Annotated in this window: 24 protein-coding genes; 18 read left to right on the forward strand and 6 right to left on the reverse strand. The window is 70.9% G+C overall.

What is annotated here, in order from left to right:
- Positions 1-5 precede the first annotated feature (5 nt).
- Entirely contained in the window at positions 6-737 is a 732-nt protein-coding gene (locus tag FA582_RS06295; RefSeq protein WP_010147007.1) for a CDP-alcohol phosphatidyltransferase family protein, read from the reverse strand.
- Positions 738-796: 59 nt separating this feature from the next.
- Between FA582_RS06295 and FA582_RS17080 the strand changes: the two genes are divergently transcribed.
- The 3 genes from FA582_RS17080 (at position 797) to FA582_RS06310 (ending at position 4,281) form a co-directional block, all read left to right on the forward strand.
- A complete protein-coding gene (locus FA582_RS17080; protein ID WP_010147006.1) occupies positions 797-1,420 on the forward strand; it encodes an SHOCT domain-containing protein in 624 nt (207 codons plus the stop codon).
- A gap of 184 nt (positions 1,421-1,604) precedes the next feature.
- Positions 1,605-3,638, forward strand: a complete 2,034-nt coding sequence (locus tag FA582_RS06305; protein ID WP_010147005.1) for a DUF6351 family protein — start codon at positions 1,605-1,607, stop codon at positions 3,636-3,638.
- A gap of 184 nt (positions 3,639-3,822) precedes the next feature.
- Positions 3,823-4,281, forward strand: coding sequence for an SRPBCC family protein (locus FA582_RS06310; RefSeq protein WP_010147004.1), 459 nt, complete (start codon positions 3,823-3,825; stop codon positions 4,279-4,281).
- Positions 4,282-4,348: 67 nt separating this feature from the next.
- Here the strand turns inward: FA582_RS06310 and FA582_RS06315 are convergent, their stop codons facing one another.
- Both FA582_RS06315 and FA582_RS06320 read right to left on the reverse strand, forming a co-directional pair.
- A complete protein-coding gene (locus tag FA582_RS06315) occupies positions 4,349-5,017 on the reverse strand; it encodes a hypothetical protein (protein WP_010147003.1) in 669 nt (222 codons plus the stop codon).
- 25 nt (positions 5,018-5,042) lie between these two features.
- The gene (locus tag FA582_RS06320) at positions 5,043-5,366 is read right to left on the reverse strand and encodes a hypothetical protein (protein ID WP_010147002.1); all 324 of its coding nucleotides are present in this window, start codon (positions 5,364-5,366) and stop codon (positions 5,043-5,045) included.
- A gap of 202 nt (positions 5,367-5,568) precedes the next feature.
- Between FA582_RS06320 and FA582_RS06325 the strand changes: the two genes are divergently transcribed.
- On the forward strand, positions 5,569-6,006 hold the full coding sequence (locus FA582_RS06325; protein WP_010147001.1) for a TY-Chap domain-containing protein: 438 nt from the start codon (positions 5,569-5,571) through the stop codon (positions 6,004-6,006).
- A 51-nt stretch (positions 6,007-6,057) separates the two neighbouring features.
- On the opposite strand, the gene FA582_RS06330 is transcribed toward FA582_RS06325, so the two are convergent.
- The gene (locus FA582_RS06330; protein ID WP_010147000.1) at positions 6,058-9,495 is read right to left on the reverse strand and encodes a DEAD/DEAH box helicase; all 3,438 of its coding nucleotides are present in this window, start codon (positions 9,493-9,495) and stop codon (positions 6,058-6,060) included.
- Positions 9,496-9,719: 224 nt separating this feature from the next.
- On the opposite strand from FA582_RS06330, the gene FA582_RS17395 reads away from it, so the two are divergent.
- From FA582_RS17395 to FA582_RS06380, 10 genes are all read left to right on the forward strand, one after another.
- Complete coding sequence (locus tag FA582_RS17395; protein WP_010146999.1) at positions 9,720-9,869, forward strand: hypothetical protein; 150 nt, start codon at positions 9,720-9,722, stop codon at positions 9,867-9,869.
- Between the two features lie 2 nt (positions 9,870-9,871).
- On the forward strand, positions 9,872-10,198 hold the full coding sequence (locus FA582_RS06340; RefSeq protein ID WP_010146998.1) for a type II toxin-antitoxin system PemK/MazF family toxin: 327 nt from the start codon (positions 9,872-9,874) through the stop codon (positions 10,196-10,198).
- Positions 10,199-10,323: 125 nt separating this feature from the next.
- The gene (locus tag FA582_RS06345) at positions 10,324-10,515 is read left to right on the forward strand and encodes a hypothetical protein (protein ID WP_141567532.1); all 192 of its coding nucleotides are present in this window, start codon (positions 10,324-10,326) and stop codon (positions 10,513-10,515) included.
- A 348-nt stretch (positions 10,516-10,863) separates the two neighbouring features.
- Complete coding sequence (locus tag FA582_RS06350; RefSeq protein ID WP_141567531.1) at positions 10,864-11,292, forward strand: hypothetical protein; 429 nt, start codon at positions 10,864-10,866, stop codon at positions 11,290-11,292.
- Between the two features lie 32 nt (positions 11,293-11,324).
- Positions 11,325-12,284, forward strand: a complete 960-nt coding sequence (locus FA582_RS16735; protein WP_010146995.1) for an HNH endonuclease — start codon at positions 11,325-11,327, stop codon at positions 12,282-12,284.
- Positions 12,285-12,698: 414 nt separating this feature from the next.
- Entirely contained in the window at positions 12,699-12,950 is a 252-nt protein-coding gene (locus FA582_RS06360; protein ID WP_010146994.1) for an AbrB/MazE/SpoVT family DNA-binding domain-containing protein, read from the forward strand.
- On the forward strand, positions 12,947-13,345 hold the full coding sequence (locus FA582_RS06365) for a PIN domain-containing protein (protein ID WP_010146993.1): 399 nt from the start codon (positions 12,947-12,949) through the stop codon (positions 13,343-13,345). Before FA582_RS06360 ends, FA582_RS06365 begins: the two co-directional genes overlap by 4 nt.
- A gap of 424 nt (positions 13,346-13,769) precedes the next feature.
- A complete protein-coding gene (locus FA582_RS17400) occupies positions 13,770-14,132 on the forward strand; it encodes an IS1096 element passenger TnpR family protein (RefSeq protein WP_158640860.1) in 363 nt (120 codons plus the stop codon).
- Between the two features lie 11 nt (positions 14,133-14,143).
- The gene (locus tag FA582_RS06375) at positions 14,144-15,085 is read left to right on the forward strand and encodes a plasmid pRiA4b ORF-3 family protein (RefSeq protein ID WP_275100887.1); all 942 of its coding nucleotides are present in this window, start codon (positions 14,144-14,146) and stop codon (positions 15,083-15,085) included.
- On the forward strand, positions 15,079-15,288 hold the full coding sequence (locus FA582_RS06380; protein WP_010146992.1) for a hypothetical protein: 210 nt from the start codon (positions 15,079-15,081) through the stop codon (positions 15,286-15,288). The genes FA582_RS06375 and FA582_RS06380 overlap by 7 nt, the downstream gene beginning before the upstream one ends.
- A gap of 37 nt (positions 15,289-15,325) precedes the next feature.
- Here the strand turns inward: FA582_RS06380 and FA582_RS06385 are convergent, their stop codons facing one another.
- The gene (locus FA582_RS06385; RefSeq protein WP_010146991.1) at positions 15,326-15,718 is read right to left on the reverse strand and encodes a type II toxin-antitoxin system VapC family toxin; all 393 of its coding nucleotides are present in this window, start codon (positions 15,716-15,718) and stop codon (positions 15,326-15,328) included.
- Positions 15,715-15,996, reverse strand: coding sequence for a FitA-like ribbon-helix-helix domain-containing protein (locus FA582_RS06390; RefSeq protein ID WP_010146990.1), 282 nt, complete (start codon positions 15,994-15,996; stop codon positions 15,715-15,717). Before FA582_RS06390 ends, FA582_RS06385 begins: the two co-directional genes overlap by 4 nt.
- 125 nt (positions 15,997-16,121) lie before the next feature.
- Here FA582_RS06390 and FA582_RS06395 point away from each other — a divergent pair, with 125 nt between their 5' ends.
- From FA582_RS06395 to FA582_RS06410, 4 genes are all read left to right on the forward strand, one after another.
- The gene (locus FA582_RS06395; RefSeq protein WP_010146989.1) at positions 16,122-17,501 is read left to right on the forward strand and encodes a hypothetical protein; all 1,380 of its coding nucleotides are present in this window, start codon (positions 16,122-16,124) and stop codon (positions 17,499-17,501) included.
- A 291-nt stretch (positions 17,502-17,792) separates the two neighbouring features.
- Positions 17,793-18,497 (forward strand): Beta-galactosidase C-terminal domain, encoded by a 705-nt coding sequence (locus FA582_RS06400; RefSeq protein ID WP_010146987.1) that lies wholly within the window; start codon positions 17,793-17,795, stop codon positions 18,495-18,497.
- 13 nt (positions 18,498-18,510) lie between these two features.
- Positions 18,511-18,852, forward strand: coding sequence for a DUF2200 domain-containing protein (locus tag FA582_RS06405; protein WP_010146985.1), 342 nt, complete (start codon positions 18,511-18,513; stop codon positions 18,850-18,852).
- Between the two features lie 21 nt (positions 18,853-18,873).
- A complete protein-coding gene (locus FA582_RS06410; protein ID WP_275100883.1) occupies positions 18,874-19,980 on the forward strand; it encodes an alpha/beta fold hydrolase in 1,107 nt (368 codons plus the stop codon).
- Positions 19,981-20,102 lie beyond the last annotated feature (122 nt).

The raw sequence follows: 20,102 nt of genomic DNA on the forward strand, positions 1-20,102 counted from the left end.
CCATCTCAGGTGAGCGACCCCGCGCCACCCCGGCGTGCGAGCGTCAGGTGCAGGCTCAGGGCGGCGTAGTAGGCGACATACCCGCCGGAGAGGACGATCAGCCACACGCTCGGCGACGGGTACTGCGCCAGGATCACGGCATACTGGACGAGCCACAGCGTCGTCAGCGTCATCGTCGGCCACCACGCGGTCTCGGTCCGGGAGGGGTAGACGTACTTGATGGGGACGAAGACGAGCACCGTGAGGGCCAGCAGCACGGTGGTGGTGACCGCGACGCCCGCGCCGAGCACCACGAGGTAGAAGGCCGCGATGTTCCAGTAGCTGGGGAAGCCGAGGAAGAAGTGGTCCTCGGTCTTGGCGTCGCTGCGGCAGAACTGGAAGCACGAGGCCAGCAGCGGGATCGACGCGACGACCCCACCGAGCCAGCCCTCGGGCAGGAAGCCCGAGCTCCACAGCAGCACCATCGGGGCGAAGGCATACGTGATGTAGTCGATGATGTTGTCCAGCAGCGCCCCGTCGAAGCCGGGCACCAGCTCCTTGACGCGGAAGTGCCGGGCCAGGAAGCCGTCGGTGCCGTCCACGACCATCGCGGCGAGGAAGAGCCAGAGGACCAGCTCGACCTCGCCGGCGTAGGAGAAGTGGACCATGAGCAGCGCGAGCACGGCGCCCAGGGCGGTGTAGACGTGGACAGCCACCGCAGCCAGGCGTGAGTGCGCGCTGGCGGACAATGGGCTCATGCCCTCGACCCTAGTGGGCCGGGTACCGTGAACCCGGTTGGACATCCAGGGAGGAACGCATGAAGGAGATCGTCGGCCTGCCGGGGGAGGGGACGGCCTACCGGGACCCGAAGGTCCGCAAGGGCATGCTCAAGGACATCCGGCTGGCGCTGCCCCGTGCGCTGCTGCCGGGGGAGAGGGTCCAGGGGCTGTTCGTCGTCTACCGGATCCGCCGCAGCGTCTCGGCCCTGGTCGTCACCGACCGGCGGCTGCTCACCCTGGGCGACGCCTCGGTCGGTATGCCCGTGGTCGACGACCTCGATCGCCGCCAGGTCACCGAGGTCACCATCGAGCGGCACAAGGTCTTCTCCACCGGTGCGGTCGTCGCCGTCACCACCCAGGGGGAGGTCGGTCTCGGGACGCTGGACTACGGCAAGGAGACCTTCAACAGGCTCGAGGAGGTCCTCGGTCAGGGCGGGGCGTCCGGTATGCCGCTCATCCCCACCCCGTCGGCGCAGGGACCGAGCGTGGAGCCGGTGCAGGACGGGCCCCATGACCACCTGCCGTCCGCCCCTCCGGCAGGGGGGCCGCCGCAGCACCCCCTGGTCGCCCAGCTCAGCGTCCTGGCGGACCTGCACGAGCGGGGCGCACTCAGCGACGAAGAGTTCGCCGCCGCCAAGCAGAAGCTCCTCAGCGAGTCCTGAGGCGCTCGGACCACCTGCGCGGTCGGGGAGCCGCTGTTAGTGTGCAGGCTGTAAGCGCTTTCGAAAGGACACAGCAATGAAGCTGGCAATCGGAGCGGCCGCCTTGGCTGCACTTCTCGTCACAGGGGCCCAGGCAGCAGCCGCGCCCTCCGCCCCGAAGCCCTCCGGACTGGAGGTGAGCACGGTGTCCAGTGCCCCAGACCTCGTCACGGCGGGCGACGCGCTCGTGGAGGTGTCGGTGCCCCGCACCGTTCCTCACCAGCGGGTGCGGGTCGACCTCGACGGCAGGGACGTGACCGACGTCTTCCAGTGGGACGCGCAGCGGCGCGTCCTCGTCGGGGTGGTCGAGGGGATGGAGATGGGGGACAACGTCATCACCGCCCGGCCCCCGGGCGCCGGGCGGGCAGGTGACTCGCTCACCGTCGTCAACCACCCGGACGAGGGACCGCTGTTCTCCGGGCCGCACGAGGAGCCCTTCATCTGCGAGACGGATCGCTTCACGCTGCCGGTCGTGGGCGGCACCCTGGGCGACCCGCTGGATGAGGACTGCTCGGTCCAGGACCGGGTCGACTACTTCTACCGGACCACCGCCGACACCTACGAGACATGGCCGACGGGCGCGACGGCATACCCGGAGGACCTCGCGACGACCACCACCACCGAGGGGGTCGAGGTGCCGTTCATCGTGCGGATGGAGACCGGCACCGCCAACCGCGGCATCTTCCAGCACACCACGCTGCACGACCCGCTGACCGAGCCCGAGCCGTCGCCGGTCGAGCGCGGCGCGGGGTGGAACGGCAAGCTCGTCTACACCCTGGGCGGCGGGTGCGCCGGCGGGTGGTTCCGCCAGGGCAGCAGCACCGGCGGCGTCACCGACGCGTGGATGCTCGGCCAGGGGTATGCGCTCGCCTCCTCCAGCCTCAACGTGTTCGGGCAGAACTGCTCGGACCTGCTGACCTCGGAGACCGCGCAGATGACCAAGGAGGAGTTCCTCCAGCGTTATGGCCGCGACGAGTTCACCATCGGGTTCGGCTGCTCCGGCGGGAGCTACCAGGCGCACCAGGCCGCGGACAACTACCCAGGGATCTTCGACGGCATCGTCGTCGGCTGCTCCTTCCCGGAGGTCGGCTTCGGCACGGTGAACTTCATCACCGACGCCCGGCTGCTCGACCACTACTTCTCCGGCGCGACGGGGTGGACCGAGGAGCAGCAGCGCAAGGTCACCGGCTTCCAGACGCTGGCCACGATGAGCAACGTCGCTGGTGGCGCGCAGCGGATCGACCCGCGGGTGTTCTGCCCGTCCGTGCTGCCGGAGGAGCTGCGCTACGACCCGGAGACCAACCCAGGCGGTGCCCGGTGCGACGTCTACGACCACACGGTCAATGTCTACGGCACCGACCCGGAGACGGGTTTCGCGTTGCGGCCGCTGGACAACGGCGGCATCCAGTACGGCCTGAAGGCCCTGCAGGACGGCACCATCACCGTCGACCAGTTCCTCGACCTCAACGACGGCGTCGGGGGCTTCGACCAGGACGGCGGCTTCCAGGAGGCACGGACCGAGGCGGACCTGCCGGCGGTCGCGGCGGCATACCGGACGGGGCGGTTGACCAACGGCGGCGGTGGCCTCGCGAGCACCCCGATCGTGGACTACCGCGCCTACTTCGACGACGCGCCGAACGGTGACATCTACGTCCGCTACCACACGAACTCGATGCGGGAGCGGCTGCGCGAGGCCAACGGCTCGGTGGTCAACCACGTCAGCCTGCTCGAGGACAGGCGCTATGGCCTGTTCAGCACCGGCAGCCCGCTCCTGCAGCACGGCTTCACCCAGATGGACGCCTGGCTCAGCGGGCTCGACCTCGAGGGCGAGCGGCCCACGCTGGAGGAGATCGGCGCCGCCCGGCCGGAGGCGCTCGTCGAGGGCTGCCAGACGCGGGAGGAGGACCCGACCTTCGTCGCCGAGACGCTCGACAGGAACCCCGACGGCACCTGTGAGCAGCTCTACCCCTCGGCCAGCTTCCCGCGGGAGGTCGCAGGGGAGTCGGTGCGCGCCGACGTGATCGACTGCCAGACCACCGCGCCGCGGCGCGAGGACTACCCGCAGATGAGCGACGCGCAGTGGACGCGCCTGGGCGAGGTCTTCGCCGAGGACGTCTGCGACTACACGGTTCCCGGCGTGGAGCAGCAGGGCCTGGCCGGCACCTGGCTGCGCTTCTGAGGGTATGCCGTGCCCGCCCGGGTCGGGTGTCGTTCGTGCAGGACGCGCCTGGCCAGGTCGGCGGGCTCGCCGTCGCTCCGGGCGCGGGAGGTGCTGGGCTCCAGAGGCGCGTCGCTTGACCGTGCAGACGCCCCGGATCTGGTGTTGCGTGGACGCTGACCCCAACAACCGCAGGAGGTTTGGCATGAGCCAGGTGACCGAGTCCGTCGACGTCGACGTCCCGATCAAGGTGGCCTACGACCAGTGGACGCAGTTCGAGTCCTTCCCCGAGTTCATGGAGGGCGTGGAGTCGGTGACCCAGGTCAGCGACACCCGCAGCCACTGGAAGGTCGAGGTCGGCGGCGTCACGCGTGAGTTCGACACCGAGATCAGCGAGCAGCACCCTGAGGAGCGGGTGGCGTGGACGACCGTCGGCGGCGACCTCAAGCAGGCCGGCGTGGTCACCTTCCACAAGCTCAGCGACACCACGACCCGCGTCACGATCCAGATGGACTGGGCGCCGGAGGGCCTCGCCGAGAAGGCCGGCGCGCTGCTCGGCGTGGACGACCGCCGGGTCAAGGGCGACGCCCGTCGCTTCAAGGAGTTCATCGAGTCGCGCGGTATGCCGACCGGCGGCTGGGAGGGCGACGTCCCCCGCGACTGAGCTCTCGCACCGGTGCCGCGCACCGGCACATCGGCGCCCGTCCCCGCTGTGGGGGCGGGCGCCGTCTTCAGTCCGGCGGGACCAGGGCGGGCAGCACCCCGGCGAGCTCACGCCATACCTGGGTGGGGGTGGTGGGCACCAGCCGCAGACCGCCGGTAGCGCTGTCGGCGGAGCCCGGCGCAGCGTCACCGTCCCCGGCCTCCTCCACGTCCACCACCCACAGGCCGCTGTCGCGGCCGTCTACGGCTGCCAGCATCAAGGGGGCGGCGTCCGAGCCGACTGCGGCGGCGACCAGGCGCCAGGCCCGGTCCGCACCGAGCGCGGCGCCGGCCCGCCCGGTCGTCGCGGTGGCGGCAGCAGACCCGGTGTCGAACCAGGCGTCCAGCTCCGCCTCCTGCACCGGCCGCGCCTCCCGGTCGGCGGGTGCGTGCGCCCGCGGCGCCAGGCCGACGATGCGGGCCAGCGACGCGGCCAGGTGGTCCGGAGGTAGCACCAGCAACCGACGGTCGTCGCCGCGCCCGAGGTCGAGCAGCACGGCCACCGCCTCCTCGCTCACCCACGCCTCGTGGGCGAAGACCCCGCCGGGGGTCGCTGTCTGGACCTGCACGACGACCCGGGGGTCCCGAGCGGCCTCCAGCGCCTGCTCGCCACCGGGCACCGCAGCAGCGACCTGCGCCAGCTGCGGATCGACGTGCTCGGCCCCCGCCAGTCCGGCCCAGGTGCCTGTGTCGACCACGAGCGCATCGCCTCCCGCCGCAGCGTCATCGCGCGACCCCCGAGGGCCCGCGCAGGCTGGCGCAGCAGGCCGTCATCTCCTCGGCCACCACCGGGTAGCGCAGCGTGTCGACGGTCGCCGTCAGGGTCAGCCCGAGGCCGTCGACCTCGGTGAAGACCTGCTCCATCACCAGGGCGCGCCCCTGCGCGTCCACGTGGTGGGCCAGTCGGCTGCCCGCGGGCCGGCCGTCGACCTCGAAGGCGTGCAGGTCCAGTACCAGGTAGTCCGCGAGCTCGCTCGGCAGCTGTGCCTCGGTGACGTACTGCCAGTCCCGGAAGGAGCGACCGCCGGTGTCGAGCGCGGTGAGCACGAGTTGGCCCGGACACCGCCCTCGGTCGGCGCGGGCTCGACGACGAGCACCTCGTCGCGCCCGGTGCCCTCCACCTGCCAGTCGTCGGGCGCCTCACCACCGACGAAGCCGCCCATGGTCTCTCACCTCTTCCCTCCCACGATGAACGTCGGCGAGGATAGTGGCTTCGGCGACCGATCCCAACCCATGGCACGCTGGCGACATGAGTGCCTCCGCCCGCTGGGACGAAGCCCGCCGCCGCCTGGTCGACGAGCTGGCCAGGCTCGACGAGGGTGAGTCGTTCGTGCTGTCCGAGCCCGCCCCGGTGCGGGAGCCTGCTCGCCGCCGCTGGTTCGGCGTGGGGCAGAGGCCCGCTGCGGAGGCCGGGCGCTACGTGCAGGTCTCGCGCCTGGGCCCGGACCTGCTCTGCGAGTGCGTCTCCGCCGCGTATGCCGACCTCACGCCGGAGCAGACCGCCGCGCTGCTGGCGCAGGGCTGGTCCGACCCGGCCAGGCCCCCGCGTGGGGTCTCCTCGGAGAACCACGTCCACTGGGGACGCGTCGAGGACCCGGGCGCGAGCGCCGATCTGCTCGTGGGGGCCCTGCAGGCTCTGGGCACCGGCGTGCCCGACGCCCGCTGGAGCTGGGACCGGGTGGCGTAGCGGCCTCGAGGTCGTGGGCGCTGGGGAAGGTGTCCGGCTCAGCTCCGACGGTCACGAGCGCGGGGCGTCGGTCGTCGGGCCCAGCAGTCCGCGGATGTCCTCGGCGCTCAGCGGCGCACCCAGGGCGCCGCCGGCGTCGACGACCTTGTCGAAGAGCTCTCGCTTGTGCTCCTGCAGCTCGACGACCTTCTCCTCGATGGTGCCCTCGGCGACCAGCCGGTAGACCATCACGGTCTTGTCCTGACCGATGCGGTGGGTGCGGTCGACGGCCTGGGCCTCCACAGCGGGGTTCCACCACGGGTCGAGCACGAAGACATAGTCCGCCTCGGTGAGCGTGAGGCCGGATCCGCCGGCCTTGAGGCTGATGAGGAAGACCGGTGCGTCCCCGTCGGTGAACTGAGCGATCCGCCGTGGCCGATCCCGTGTCCGCCCGTCGAGGTACACGTGCTCGATGCCCTCGGCCTCCAGACGTTCGCGCACGACGCGGAGAAATCGCGTGAACTGGCTGAAGACCAGGCACCGGTGTCCCTCGGCGGCGACCTCGACCACGTGCTCGAGCAGGGCGTCGACCTTGCTGGGACGGGCGGTGGCCGGGGCGTCGGGCACCACGAGGTGGACGTCGAGACTGAGCTGGCGCAGCTTGGTGAGCGCGGCGAGGATGGCGATCCGGTGCCGGTCGACGTCGTCGAGCAGACCGAGGATGCGCTGCCGCTCGCGCTGCAGGTGCGTGTCGTAGATGCGTCGGTGCGCGGGGTTCAAGGGCACCGAGATCACCTGCTCGACCTTCGCGGGCAGGTCTGCGGCCACCGCTTCCTTCGTGCGGCGCAGCACGAGCGGTCGGATGCGCCGACGCAGCGTCTCCAGCTGCTCCGGGGCTGCCCCGGACTCGATCGGTTTGCGGAAGACCGTCCCGAAGCGTTCCGGAGAGCTGAAGAGTCCCGGCGCGACGATCGACAGCAGCGCCCACAGGTCCATGAGCGAGTTCTCGAGCGGCGTGCCGGTCACGGCGATCTTCACCGGAGCCCGCAGCCTGCGGGCGACCTGGTAGGTGCGCGAGCGGTGGTTCTTCACCGCCTGCGCCTCGTCGAGGACGACCGCCCCCCAGGTGCGCTGCAGCAGGTCCGCCTCGTCGATCCGCAGCAGGGTGTATGACGTCACGACCACGTGGTGACCGGCGACCAGGTCGTTCAGGGTCTGCCCGGCGCGGCGCAGGGTCTGGGTGAGCGCAGCCACCCGCAGGCCCGGGGTGAACCTCGCGGCCTCGCGCTCCCACGTGGCGACGACGCTCGTCGGCGCGACGACGAGCAACGGTTCCTGGGGGGTCAACCGCCCCTCGACCCGGGAGCGTTCAGCCGCGGTGAGGACCTGGAGGGTCTTGCCCAGTCCCATGTCGTCGGCGAGGATCCCGCCGAGCTCGTGGTCCAGGAGGAAGGACAGCCATCGGTAGCCGTCGAGCTGGTAGTCGCGCAGCGTCGCCTCGACGGTGGCCGGCGGGTCGGGGTGCGGCAGCTCCTCCAGAGCCAGCAGGGCACCCACGGTGCGCTGCCACCGCTCGCTCTGCTCGGTGACCACCCCGAGGGAGACGAGCTCCTCCCACAGCCCGGCCTGGTAGCGGTTGATCCGCAGGTCGTCGCCGTCGCCACCGTCGTCCAGGGTGCGCGCCTCCTGGATCACGCGGTGCAGGGAGCGGAGTTCGTCGGTGTCCAGTCGGAACCACGACCCGTCCGGCAGCAGCAGGTGCTCCTCGTCGTGGGTCAGGGCGGTCACCAGGTCGCGCAGCGGCACCTCCTGGTCGCCCGCCCGGATGGTGACGCCGAGACCGAACCAGTCGCGGTCGGCGACGATCTCGACCCCCTCCGCGTCGTGGTTCCCATCGCTCTCCGGGTGGCCGAGGTCTCGGGTGGACACCTGCACGACCGGGCCGTCCTCGACCTCGGCATAGGCCAGCGGCTCACCGACGACGGTGACGTCGATGTCGCCCCGGCCATGCAGCGCCGGGAGCACGTCGCGGACGAACTGCACGGTGGCCCAGCCGGTGAGCTCAGGCTCCAGCACCACGCCGAGACGGGTCTTCCCGGGCAGGGGTATGCGCAGCCCCGGAGCGGCGTCGAGCACGTCGAGGCTGGCCAGGAGCGCCTCCTCACGGTCGAGGTCGCGGACCACGGGAGTCGCAGCAGCTCCCGGGCCGTCCCCGGCGGATCGGGCCTGGCCGGCGCGCGCCGGTCCGTGCCCGATCCCTGGCGCCGGGCGCAGGGGAACCTCGTGCGCGACCTGGCCGACGGCATACCGGAACGTCCACCGGAGCCGGGTGACGTGCTCGGGCTCGAAGGTGACTGTCAACCCCAGCCGCGGAGGTCGGACCTCGGGGACGAGGACGCTGCTGTCGCTGGAGATCAGGGTGGTGTGGCGACGCAGCGCGGGGGAGTACGTCGTGAGGAACCGCTCGGTGTCCGCCGGCGGTACCCGCAGCTGCCCGGCTCTGCCCAGCAGTGTCGTGACCGCCTTGCTGAGCGGGCGGCTCAGGGGCGCGAGAACCATGCCGTGCTCGTCCCCGGCCGCGAGCCCGTGACCGGGGTAGCCGAGCAGCTGCGGTGCGGCGGTCGCGCCGGGGAGGTCCACGACGGTGTCCAGGGTGATGATCCCGTCGGGCCCCCGCGTCAGATCGAGCGAGAGGTCCACCGGGTCGGCCAGTTGGACGGGCCGGCGGCCGCGGCCGGTCACCAGGGCGACGCCGCAGCGGGCAGCCTCGCGCAGCAGCGGCCAGATCGCCGGTCCCAGGGCGGCGGACTCGACCCACTCGCCGGGGTGGTACCAGTGCGGCGCACGGGCCGCGTGCGCTTGGACGATCGCGCCCAGCGCGGCCCTGTGCTCGGCGTGGCCGCGCTGGCCACCGTAGCCGCGGTGCAGGTCGGACCAGGAGATGCCGGTCTGGATCCAGGCGCCGGACGCACCCCTGGTCAGCGGCTTGAGCCGGAGCCGGGTGGGGTGCGCCGTCGTGGCCTGCGCCAGCTCGACCTGCAGGGCGAGCGGTGTGCCACCCCGGTCCTCGACGGCGGGGTCGAGCTCGGCCAGCACCGGCGCGAGCAGGCTCTCCCACGTGGGATGTGGAGCGGGCGTCGGGGCGGGGCGCGTGGGGGAGGCCGGGCGGGTGGCATCGCTCGTGCGCTGGGCGTGCAGGATCAGCGCCGCCGCGTGCTTGCACAGCGTCCCGACGGGGCAGGAGCAGTCTGTTTCCAGACCGACGGGGCCGCGCTGGGTCTGGTGGCGTGGTGCGTCCGGTGTCCAGACGCTCGTGGAGTAGGGGCGGTTGCCGTAGACCGTGGCCGTGAGCACCCCGTCGAGGTCCTGACGCAGGTGCTGGACGGCGCCCTGTCGCTGGTAGGTGACCGCCCGTTTCACCGTGGTGGTGCCGAAGACCCTGCTGAGGTCGTCCCGGTGCAGGTCATGGATCCAGTCCGGTGCCACGAAGGCGCGCGGCGGACCAGCCATGTCTGTCTCCTCGATGGCGTGTGGGCGGGGAGCCGGGCACGAGGATACGCGGCATACCCGAGGGCGGACCTGGGGCGGCCTCACCGCGAGACTGCCTTCTCGCCCGCGTGCCACTTTCATGGCATATTAGTGGCATGGCCAGGGTGAGAGTGAGTACGACGGTGGATGCAGAGTTGCTGGCGTGCGCGCGGAAGGCGCATGCGGGCAGGACGGATGCGTCCCTGGTGGAGGAGGCGCTGGAGGCGCTGCTGCGGAACCACCGGGCGGCCGAGGTCGACGAGGCCTACGCCCGGGCCTACCGCGAGAGCCCGGTGGAGGCGCCCGACGAGTGGGGGGACCTGACGACCTTCCTCGACGCGGCCGCGAGGCGCTGACCATGGAGCTCCCGACCAGGGGTGAGCTGTGGTGGGCGGACCTCGACGACGCCGGCGCCAGGCCCGTGGTGGTCGTCGGCCGGGACGCCGCGATCGCCGGCCGTCGGCGCGCCCTCGTGGCGCCCTGCAGCACGGTCGTCCGGGGGCTGCCGAGCGAGGTGCGGCTGGAGCCGGGTGAGGAACCGGTCCATCGTCCCTGCGCAGCACAGCTCGACGCCCTGACGGATCTGCCGATCTCGGTGCTGACCCGCCGGCTCGGGCGCCTGAGCGACGCAGCGATGCGGCGGGTGTGCGCCGCGCTCGGCGTCGCCGCCGACTGCTCCTCCTGACGCCTCGCCAGCCCCGTGCCGTGACGGCTGACCGGCGGTGTGGCTGTCGTGGAAGGAGGCGGCGGGAGGATCTCACATCGCGCCGCTACGGTTTCACCCATGACGATCTTCGGATGCTCTGGCCCGTGATCACGCACATCGAGTCTCCCACGGAGGCTGCCTCCCTAGCGCAGTCCTTGCTGCGGCGGGACCGGACGAAGCCCGCCGTCGTGGTCAGTGTGAGCGTCACCGCAGACGAACCGTTCATCGACGTCGCTGAGCTGACCAAGGCGGTCGGAGACGACTGCGAGGTCTATGTGATCAAGACCGGAAGCTGACCTACACATTCTCCGACGCTCCTCCCCGCGGGCCGTGAAGTCTACGGCGGCGCGTCTCGCGTGTACGCCGTCGACAACGCCTGGGTGCAGGACCAGTACCGGTCACCGCTGCGCTTCGCCTTCTCGCCCGACGCCGACGAAAGGGTCCTCAACCTCCTCATCGAGGATGCGATGACCGCGGCGCACGCTGCTGGGCTGGGGCAGCGGTCGACGACGCAACGCGCACGTCGACGGGTCACAGGTGCTGTCCGCGGGACGGTCGCGGGTCGGGCGCTGGTCGACGTCGGCGGGGTCTGGCCGGCCGTCACCTACCCGGACCGGTTGGTCCCTGGCGTGGGAGTCGACCACATGTTCCGGCACAAGATGCAGGTCGAGGGCCTGCTCGACCCGGACACCAACGTCCTCCACCTGGAGGGGGTCCGCGAGGCGGAGCATGCACTGGCGGCGGTGGACGTGGAGACTGTTCTGCTGGCCAGGGTTGGGGAGGTCAGAGCGACCAGCGTGAGCCTCGAGGTCTACCCGGGCGTGAGCGTCGTCGTGAGTCAGGAGGGGTCGGACGACGACCTCAGGGTGAGCTTTACCAGCGGGGAGGTCGTGCCGGTCGAGGTGAAGAGTATGGGGTCGGCCCGCACACCCACCTCGGTCCTGGTCCTGCCAGCCACCTTTGCGGACATGGCCGAGCCCGTCGCTCTTCTGAATGGTGGCCCGCACCGGAAGACAGCAAGATCATCGGTGCCTTCTCCGCTCGCTCGCCTACCAGATCGTGCGTCGCGGTAGGCGCGAGGCCGCGCGGTTGGTACGTTCCGTCCATGAGGGCGTACATCTTCCCCACGGACACGGCGTGGGCGCGCTACCTCATCGATCTGCAACAGCGCGACCCAACTCAGACCGAGGCGAACTTCTGGCTGCCAAGCCCGGTGGGATTCAAAGCACTCTCGCCCGGTGATCGTTTCCTCTTCCGCCACAAGAAGGGCGCCGGTGGTCAGATCTTTGGCGGCGCGCTGTATGCCGACTACTTGCGGTTGCGGGTAAGCGAGGCGTGGCGTCTCTACGGAGAGTTCAACGGTGCGGAGTCGTTCGAGGCACTTCATACGAGCATCGAGGGATATAGGAAGAAGAACGGTTCCACGTTCGATCCCGACCCGCAGATCGGTTGTATCTTGTTGACCGACGTATCGTTCACGCCGTCGGGAGGGGAACTGCCCGTGCCGCCCGGGTTCCCGATGTCGTCGCCGCGTGGGCGGGGCTACGGGCCGGAACATTCGGAGTGGTCGGTGGTTGAGCAGACCTTCGCCGACGTGCTCTGGCGAGCCGGGGTGGCCGCCCTGCGACCAGACTCCGACGCCGCTGCCTATCTTCCGGGCGCCACCCGTGAACGTGTCGACGGGGCGCACTGGGTACGTCGGGGTCAGCGGTGGTTCGCCAGCAAGGTGCTGACAGCGTACGAGCGCCGCTGCGCGATCACCGGCAGCCACATTGCGCCGACACTGCAGGCGGCTCACATCCGGCCGATCGCCAAAGACGGCAGGCACAGCGCCGATAACGGGCTGTTGCTGCGGTCGGATGTGCATACGCTCTTCGACGACGGCTACCTGGGCTTGGATGAGAAGCACCGTTTGCACGTCAGTCGGCGGTTGCGCGCGGACTTCGGCAATGGCATGGAGTTCTACGCGAAGCTGGGAGAGTCCATCTCCGTCCCTGCACGCCGCGACGAACGGCCGAGCGTCGAGGCTGTGACCTGGCATATGGACGAGGTGTTCTTGCGGTAGCGCCTTCGAGGTCGGCCGGTCGCCCGTACTCAGCACGTTCGGCGTCGCGGTCGCCGGGGTGTCGCCGGTGTGTATTGCAAGCTTCTTCATCGCGGCCTGAACTCAGCGCCGGTGAGCACGAGGTCGCCGAGGCGGTCCCGGCGGCTGACCAGCGGGAGGTCATGGCCGAGTTGTTCATCAGCGAGGGGGCCGTCAGGGCGCGGCTGGCGACGGGCAGGGACAGCTCGAGGTCGATAGCCGGGTGGGTGCTCGTGGCTGCCACGGCAGGCGCAGGGAAGCACGTCACGAGGTTGAAGAGGTCCGTGCCTCATCCCGGTGCGTTGCAGAAGGCCTAGACTCTTCGGTGGGGTTCCTTACGTTAGGTGCTTCAGTAAGGTTGCGCAGGTTGGGGAGGTACGAGTGGCGAACGCGAGAATGACCACGAAGGGCCAGATCACGGTGCCCAAGGAGGTCCGGGAGGACCTCGGCCTGACAGCTGGGTCCACGGTGATGTTCGTCAAGGTCGCGGAGGGGCAGTACCGGTTGCTCGCCCGCACGGGGTCGATGGCCGACCTGGACGGGCTGTTGCGGCGCCCGGGGCAGCAGAAGGTGGAGCTCGACGAGATGGAGGAGGCCATCGCGGGGGGAGCTGCTGCATCCCGACTCGACGCGGGATCGCCGGAGTGACCGGGCTGGATACGAGTGTCCTGGTCCGCTATCTCGTACACGACGACGATGCCGAGCATGCCCTTGCTGCCCGGGTCCTGGAGGGACTGACCACGCAGGCGTCAGGATTCATCACGCAGGTGACCCTGGTCGAGCTCTACTGGGTGCTCGCTCGAGCCTACGGCTACCCCCGGGAGACATGCCTCATGGCGATCAGCCGCCTCGTGGCCACGCCGTCGCTGGAGTTCGACGACGGCGAGGGAGTCGTCCGGGCGCTCACCTTGGCAGAGGAGGGAGCGGACTTCCCCGATGCCCTCATCCAGGGTGCCATGGAACTCTTCGGGGTGCCCGAGACCGTGACCTTCGACCGGCGCGCCTCCCGGACCCTCGGGTGGACGCTGCTCACCTCCGGGTAGGGACGACATACAGAGCCTGCGCCGCCCACCGGTCCGCCAATTGCTGGCGCCGGGCCCGGTCCCGCGCCAGGGTCCCGACGCCTCCGCGAGCAGCAGGGTCTCCTCGAGCCATTCCAGCCGTTGGGCCGGCGTCGTCGCGGCGCGAGCACGCAGAACGGAGCGCGTGTCGGAGGTGCCGCGCCAGAGGTCCTCATCCATCGGACTGCTCATCGCCGCTAACCCTAGGGCCCTCTACCAACTGGGACAACGCGTCGATGTCCGCCAAGTCCTGGGCGCGCCCGGACAGCCGCTTCATCGTGAGCAGGTGCTCGCGTAGTCGACACCTGCGTCGTTCAGCGCGGACAGAAGCTCGAGGATCCGGCGCACGTCAGCACCCTATCCGGAGCCTTGGCGGGCGCCTGCGGAGATGGCTACCGTGGGTCCCGTGACCGACGACCCGATGTCCGAGATGCGCAGGAAGGTGGCGGACCTGTCGCCGGAGCAGCTACAGGGGGTGCTGGACGGCTTCCTGGGTGGCGGCCTGGCCAGGTTCGCGCCCGAGCCGGAACCGCATACCCCTGAGCTGCCCACGGTGCACGAGCCCCCCGAGGCGCCGGTCCTGCTCACGGTGCGCGTCGACGTCGACCAGGCGAAACCACCGGTGTGGCGGCGGCTGGAGCTGCGCGGCGAGCTGCGGCTGGACGAGGTCCACTCCGTCCTGCAGGCCGCCTTCGACTGGGAGGACTACCACCTCCACCGTTTCTCGCCCGGCCCCAGCGCCGGGGATGGCGCGGCCCGTCCTTCCTGACGCCGTTCGACCTGGACGAGGGTGAGGAGGGCATCCTGGAGTCCGATGTGCGGCTCGACCAGGTGCTGCGGTCGGCGGGGGACCGCCTGACCTACACCTACGACTTCGGCGACGACTGGCACCACACGGTGCGGCTGGAGTCGGTCGCCCCGATGGCTCCCGACGCACCGCGCGCGGTGTGCACCGGCGGGCGGATGGCCGGGCCGCTGGAGGACTGCGGCGGCGCGTGGGGGCACAACGAGCTGGTCGCCGCCTTCCTGGCGGACCCCGTCACGATGCCCGGCCTGGACGACGACCACCGTGACTGGCTTCCGGCCGGATGGGACCCCACCCACCTCGACCTCGACGAGGTCACGGGACGGCTCTCCCTGGTCGGCAAGGACGCCGAGGACCTGCTGGCGGCGCTGGCACCGGAGCGTGGAGGCTCTGGACCCGGCTTCCCGGAGGCGCTGCAGCCGCTGCTCGACCTTGCTCCGCGCGCCGTCGAACTCGAGTTCGCGCAGCTGTGCGTCCGTGCCACCACCGCGCAGCAGGCCGAGCTGAGCGCCGAGGACCTCGCCGAGATCGCGCGTCCCTACCGCTACCTGGTCGAGCTGGCGGGGGAGGACGGCATACCGCTGACGGCCGCGGGCTGGATGAAACCCGCCTACGTGCAGCGCGTCTATGGGGACCTGGGTCTGGACGAGGACTGGATCGGCCGGGGCAACCGGGAGGACCAGACCCTGCCCGTCCTCCAGCTGCGCGAGATGTGCCAGCAGGCCGGCCTGCTGCGCAAGCACAAGGGGAGGTTGCTGCAGACCAGGCTGGCCCGCTCGCTGACGACCGACGAGGGGTATGTCGAGGCGCTCGCCTCCCGCCTGCTGCGGGACAAGAACGAGTACGAGCGGGCCGCCAAGGCGTTGTTCGCGCTGCTCACCGCAGCTCCGGGCGCGCCAGCCATGACCACATGGTGACCATCGCTGACCTGATGACGGCCTGCGGGCTGCGGGCAGGTCCCGCCGGTGTCGAGGAGCGTGCCGTGGCCTACTGGGTGCAGCCGGTGTGGGTGACCCTGGAGGGCGTCACCGGGCGCACCTTCCGAGACCGGGACGTGGAGCACCACCCAGGCGACCACCGGGCGGTCGCGCTCGCCCGAGCGGCGCTCTGGGCGAAGTAGGCGGCCTTCCTCGGCGCGGTGTCGTCGACAGGGTTGGTCACGACACCGTCAGGATCGACACTCCGGAGGGCGCAGCCCGGACCAGTCGCTGGTCGGCGGTCAGCAGCGTGGCCCTCAGGGCCCGGCACAGCACCACGTAGCGCGCGTCGCTGACGCGCAGCGACCGCCGCAGCGCCCAGATGTCGGGGAGCAGTTGCTCGACGGAGGCTCGAGCGCAGGGCAGTCGCTGCCAGGCGACGAGGGCGTCGTCGCCCTCCTCGGGAGTGATGAGGTCTGCGCGCTCGAGCCTGGCCAGGGCGGAGAGCACCTCGGTGTCGACCAGATCCGGTGCGAAGAGCTCGCGACCTTCCAGCTCACGAAGCGTCGCCGCGCGCAGGTGACCCGGGACGACGGCGTTGACCGCGGCGCTGGCGTCGAGGACCAGCCTCACGGACGCGTCGAGGCGGTGCCGGGCGCGTCCATGTGGCTTCGCTCATCCGGGTCGTAGTCCACCCGCACCTCGTCGAGGGTGCTGACGACGTCGAGGTGGCGACGCGGGGTGGGGTCAGCCCGCTGCGCGGCCACCCACTCCTCGACGGTCGGGCGGGAGAGATCGCGGCGCAGCAGCCGGACGACATACTCCGACATGCTCACGCTCTGGGCCCGCGCGCGCTCGGAGAGCGCGCGATGGAGCTCGTCGGGGAGGTTCTTGACCTGAAGCATGCTCATGTCATGACCGTAGCATGACGAAGCGGATCGGGTCGGTGCTGAACCGCGACCGAGGGGGATGACGCTGTTCGTCGTCCGCTCGTGCAGCCTCGTGCCTCATCGGCCCCGTGGGTGATGATGGCCCGGTGGATCCACACGAACTCCTCATCCGCCATGCTGTCGCCTGGGCCGACAAGCGCAAGCAGCCGCTGGACCCGGACCTGCTCGGGACGGTCCTGCAGCTGCGCGACGTCCACGACGCGACCGCGCCGCAGGAGTGGCCGACGGGCAGCGCCGAGCACCTGATGCTCGTCCGCTGGCCCTCGCACGGTCCCTCCGGTGTGCCCGACGTCGGCCGGCTGGTCGAGACGCTGGACAGCTTCTGGCGGTTCCTGCGGGGCACCGGCCGGATGGCGACCTCCTCGGCCGACCCGCGGGAGCTGGCGAAGGAGGCGCGGCGTGCGGCGCCGCGCATGCCCGACGCCTGCGCCGACCCGACGCGGCACGGGGCGGCCAAGTCGCTGACGGAGTTCGGCGAGAGCATGGGGATGTCGCTGGACGGGGCCGGGTCGATGGAGGAGCTCAACGAGCGGATGCAGCAGATCGTCGAGGCGTGGAACGGGCTGCCCGGCGACCAGCGGATAGCCATGTCGCCCTCGTCGGCGCACCAGGGCAGCGTGCGCGGGATGGCGGCGACCGACCTGATGGCCTCCCTGCTGGAGGACGACGACGATCTCGAGGACGTCTTCGGGCTCGGGGACGAGGAGGGCAACATCCCCTTCGCCGACATAGCGGAGGTCGCCGCCGACGTGCGGGCCGCGCCGTTCGTGCAGCTGTGCCGGCGCCTGGTCGAGTGGGTGGGGGACCGGGGCAGGGAGATCACCTACACGGAGGTGTTGCGGCTTGCCCCCGCCCGCGAGGCATACGACGTGCTCGGTCTGGGCGAGTGGGAGCACGAGGCGGACCGGCTGGCCTACGGCGATCTGGTGCCCGAGCTGCCGCTGGAGTCGCAGGAGCTCTTGGTGGCCGCGGCGCGGAACTCCTTCCGCAGCGCGGCGGACTGCCGACCGTTGGATCGGCTGTGGACGGCCTGCCTGGAAGCGGAACTGGTGGAGCTGAGCCGTACCCGGGCCTACGCCGACTGGGACGAGCCCTCCTCGGACGAGGAGTGGCGCCACCTCGGTGTCGTCCTCGCCACGGCTGTGCTGATCCACGCCGACGACATCCACGTCTCGCCGCTGATGGGTGCGCTGCTGCACCTGCTCGACCCGGCACGGGAGTCCATGCCGCTGGCGGAGCTCGAGGACTGGTGGTGGCAGAGCCCCCGAAACGTGCTTGCCCTCCTGGGTCATCGGGACGAGTCGACGCGCAGGCGGAGCGACAGTTCGCTGCACCGTGCGCTGCACGAGATGGAGGACCTGAGGGTATGGCGCAGGGAGGGTGATGCGCTCCTGCCCACCGCGTTCGGCCACGACGTCGCGCTGCTGGCGTCCGCACTGGCCGAGGACGGCGTCATCGACGCCTGACGCCTGGACACCTCGGCGTCCCGGCCTGCGCCGGAGCGTGGAGGCTCCGGACCGGGCTTCGCCGCGGCGCAGCCGCTGATCGACCTCGCCCCGATCCGGTGTTCAGCCGAGCGCGTCCGGGACCACGGGGGAGGTGTCTCCCTGGCGCACCAGCCGGACGGGACGAGCACGATCTACGAGCTCAACATCAGCTACCTCGACGCCCTGTGCACCCCGGAGGAGGCGCAGGACGACCGGACCTTCGCCCGCAAGGCGGTCGCGGCGCACAACATCCTGCTCTCGGTCGTCGGGGTGCCGGCGATCTACCTCCACTCGCTGGTCGGCAGCCGCTCCGATGTGGCCGCCGCCGAGGGCAGCGGTATCCCTCGGCGCATCAACCGGGCCGTGCTCGACGCGGACCGGCTCGACATGGAGCTCGCCTCCGACGGACGGCGTCGACAGGTGCTCGAGGGGATCACCGGGCTGCTCTCGCGACGGCGTGCGGTCGGCGCCTTCTCGCCCTGGTCCCCTCAGGAGGTGCTGGACCTGGACCCACGGGTCTTCGCCGTGCGACGGGTGTCGGCCGACGGCTCGGCCGTCGTGAGCCTGACCAACGTGACCGACGAGACCCTCACCGTCCCGTTCGGGGGTGCGACCCGCGACCTGCTCACCGGTGAGCTGTGGCACGACGACGTCGTGCTCGAGGGGTATGCCGTGCGCTGGCTGGCGGAGGGGGTGTCGGTGGCGGGGCATACATTGAGCGTCATGAGCCACGACACCGAGCAGCACGAGACCGAGCAGCGCGACACCGAGCAGGGCGGGACCGTCTCCGAGGGCGGCTCCGGCGCCCTCAACCAGGAGACCGCCCAGGGCGGCGCAGACGCGGTCCCCGAGACCCCTGACACCAACGACACCGGCGGTGACGACGCGTCGGCCGAGGAGCGCGACACCGTCGCTCGCGACCGGGAGGACCCTGACGGCGATGCCGCCCGCGCCGACACGTCGGCCGACCGCTGAGCACCGGCACGCCATGAGCAGGATCTTCACCACCAGCGTCGCGTCGGTCTACCCGCACTACGTCACCAAGGTCGAGCGCAAGGGCCGCACCGAGGCCGAGGTCCGCGAGGTCATCACCTGGCTGACCGGTTTCGACGACGCCGCCCTCGAGCAGCACCTGGCGCAGGAGACGACCTTCGAGGACTTCTTCGCCGCCGCCGAGCTCAACCCCAACGTCGACCAGATCACCGGGTCGGTGTGCGGCGTCAAGGTCCAGGAGGTCGAGGACCCGCTCATGCAGCAGATCCGCTACCTCGACAAGCTCGTCGACGAGCTGGCCAAGGGCCGACCGATGGCCAAGGTGCTGCGCTCCTGACCTCCCGCCCCGGCTAGGCTCGTGACCACCGTAACCGCACTCGACGAGGAGTTCGCCATGCCGATCGACAACCCCTTCTACACACCCGAGGTGCAGGGGGCCTACGAGCTCCACAGCCTGGGCCGGTTCGAGCTCGAGGAGGGCGGGGTCATTCCCGACCTCCAGCTCGCGGTCGCGACCTATGGCGAGCTCAACGAGGCCCAGGACAACGCGATCCTCATCCCGACCTGGTTCTCCGGCACCCACCAGACGTGGGAGCTGACCTACATCGGTGAGGGCCGGGCGCTCGACCCCTCGCGCTACTTCATCGTCGTCGTCAACCAGATCGGCAACGGCCTCTCCACCTCGCCGCACAACACCGACGGCGAGATCGCCATGGCGGGCTTCCCGCACGTGCGCATCGGCGACGACGTCCGCGCCCAGGAGCAGCTGCTCCGTGAGGTCTTCGGCATCGAGCGGCTCGCCCTGGTCGTCGGCGGGTCGATGGGTGCCCAGCAGACCTGGGAGTGGGCGGTCCGCTTCCCCGACAGGGTGCAGCGGGCGGCGATGATCGCCGGCACGGCGCAGAACACCCCGCACGACTACCTCTTCACCCAGACGCTCATCGACGCCATCACCTCCGACCCCGGATGGAACGGCGGCGACTACTCCTCCGCGGCGGAGGTGTCGGCCGGACTGCATCGGCACGCCGACATCTGGGCCATCATGGGGCTGTCCACCGAGTTCTGGCGCTCCGAGTTCTGGCGCCAGATCGAGGTGCCGGACCTCACGTGGGACACCTTCGAGGAGTTCCGCGACCGGTTCCTGCGCCCGACGTTCGGCGCCATGGACCCCAACGCGCTGCTGAGCATGGCGTGGAAGTGGCAGCGCGGCGACGTCGCCCGCCACACCGGAGGCGACCTCGCCGCCGCCCTCGGGCGCATCACCGCCAAGACCTTCGTCCTGCCCATCGACGAGGACATGTTCTTCCCGCCGCGCGACTGCGCCCGCGAGCAGGAGCTCGTGCCCGGCAGCGAGCTGCGGGTCCTGCACTCCATCGCCGGGCACTTCGGGCTCTTCGGCTTCGAGGAGTCCTACCTCGCCGAGCTGGACGGTCACCTCACCGAGCTGCTCGACACCCGGGTCTGACGTATCCGGGCGGGTGGTCGCGGCTCCTTCAGGTATGCCGCCTCCCGCACCCGGCACCGCCGCACTCCCGATCGAGCGACGCGCGGCATACCGGGCGGTGCTCTGCGGGGCGGCGCAGGGTC

The sequence above is a fragment of the Serinicoccus profundi genome, assembly GCF_008001015.1.
GTDB classification, from domain to species: domain Bacteria; phylum Actinomycetota; class Actinomycetes; order Actinomycetales; family Dermatophilaceae; genus Ornithinicoccus; species Ornithinicoccus profundi.

Coding starts and splice junctions, on each gene's coding strand:
- FA582_RS06360 (WP_010146994.1), top strand. CDS start 12,699: ATGACCACGAAGGGCCAGATCACGGTGCCCAAGGAGGTCCGGGAGGAC.
- FA582_RS06350 (WP_141567531.1), top strand. CDS start 10,864: ATGTTCCGGCACAAGATGCAGGTCGAGGGCCTGCTCGACCCGGACACC.
- FA582_RS17080 (WP_010147006.1), top strand. CDS start 797: ATGAAGGAGATCGTCGGCCTGCCGGGGGAGGGGACGGCCTACCGGGAC.
- FA582_RS06330 (WP_010147000.1), bottom strand. CDS start 9,495: ATGGCTGGTCCGCCGCGCGCCTTCGTGGCACCGGACTGGATCCATGAC.
- FA582_RS06405 (WP_010146985.1), top strand. CDS start 18,511: ATGAGCAGGATCTTCACCACCAGCGTCGCGTCGGTCTACCCGCACTAC.
- FA582_RS06390 (WP_010146990.1), bottom strand. CDS start 15,996: ATGAGCATGCTTCAGGTCAAGAACCTCCCCGACGAGCTCCATCGCGCG.
- FA582_RS06325 (WP_010147001.1), top strand. CDS start 5,569: ATGAGTGCCTCCGCCCGCTGGGACGAAGCCCGCCGCCGCCTGGTCGAC.
- FA582_RS06310 (WP_010147004.1), top strand. CDS start 3,823: ATGAGCCAGGTGACCGAGTCCGTCGACGTCGACGTCCCGATCAAGGTG.
- FA582_RS06380 (WP_010146992.1), top strand. CDS start 15,079: ATGGTGACCATCGCTGACCTGATGACGGCCTGCGGGCTGCGGGCAGGT.
- FA582_RS16735 (WP_010146995.1), top strand. CDS start 11,325: ATGAGGGCGTACATCTTCCCCACGGACACGGCGTGGGCGCGCTACCTC.
- FA582_RS06340 (WP_010146998.1), top strand. CDS start 9,872: ATGGAGCTCCCGACCAGGGGTGAGCTGTGGTGGGCGGACCTCGACGAC.
- FA582_RS06295 (WP_010147007.1), bottom strand. CDS start 737: ATGAGCCCATTGTCCGCCAGCGCGCACTCACGCCTGGCTGCGGTGGCT.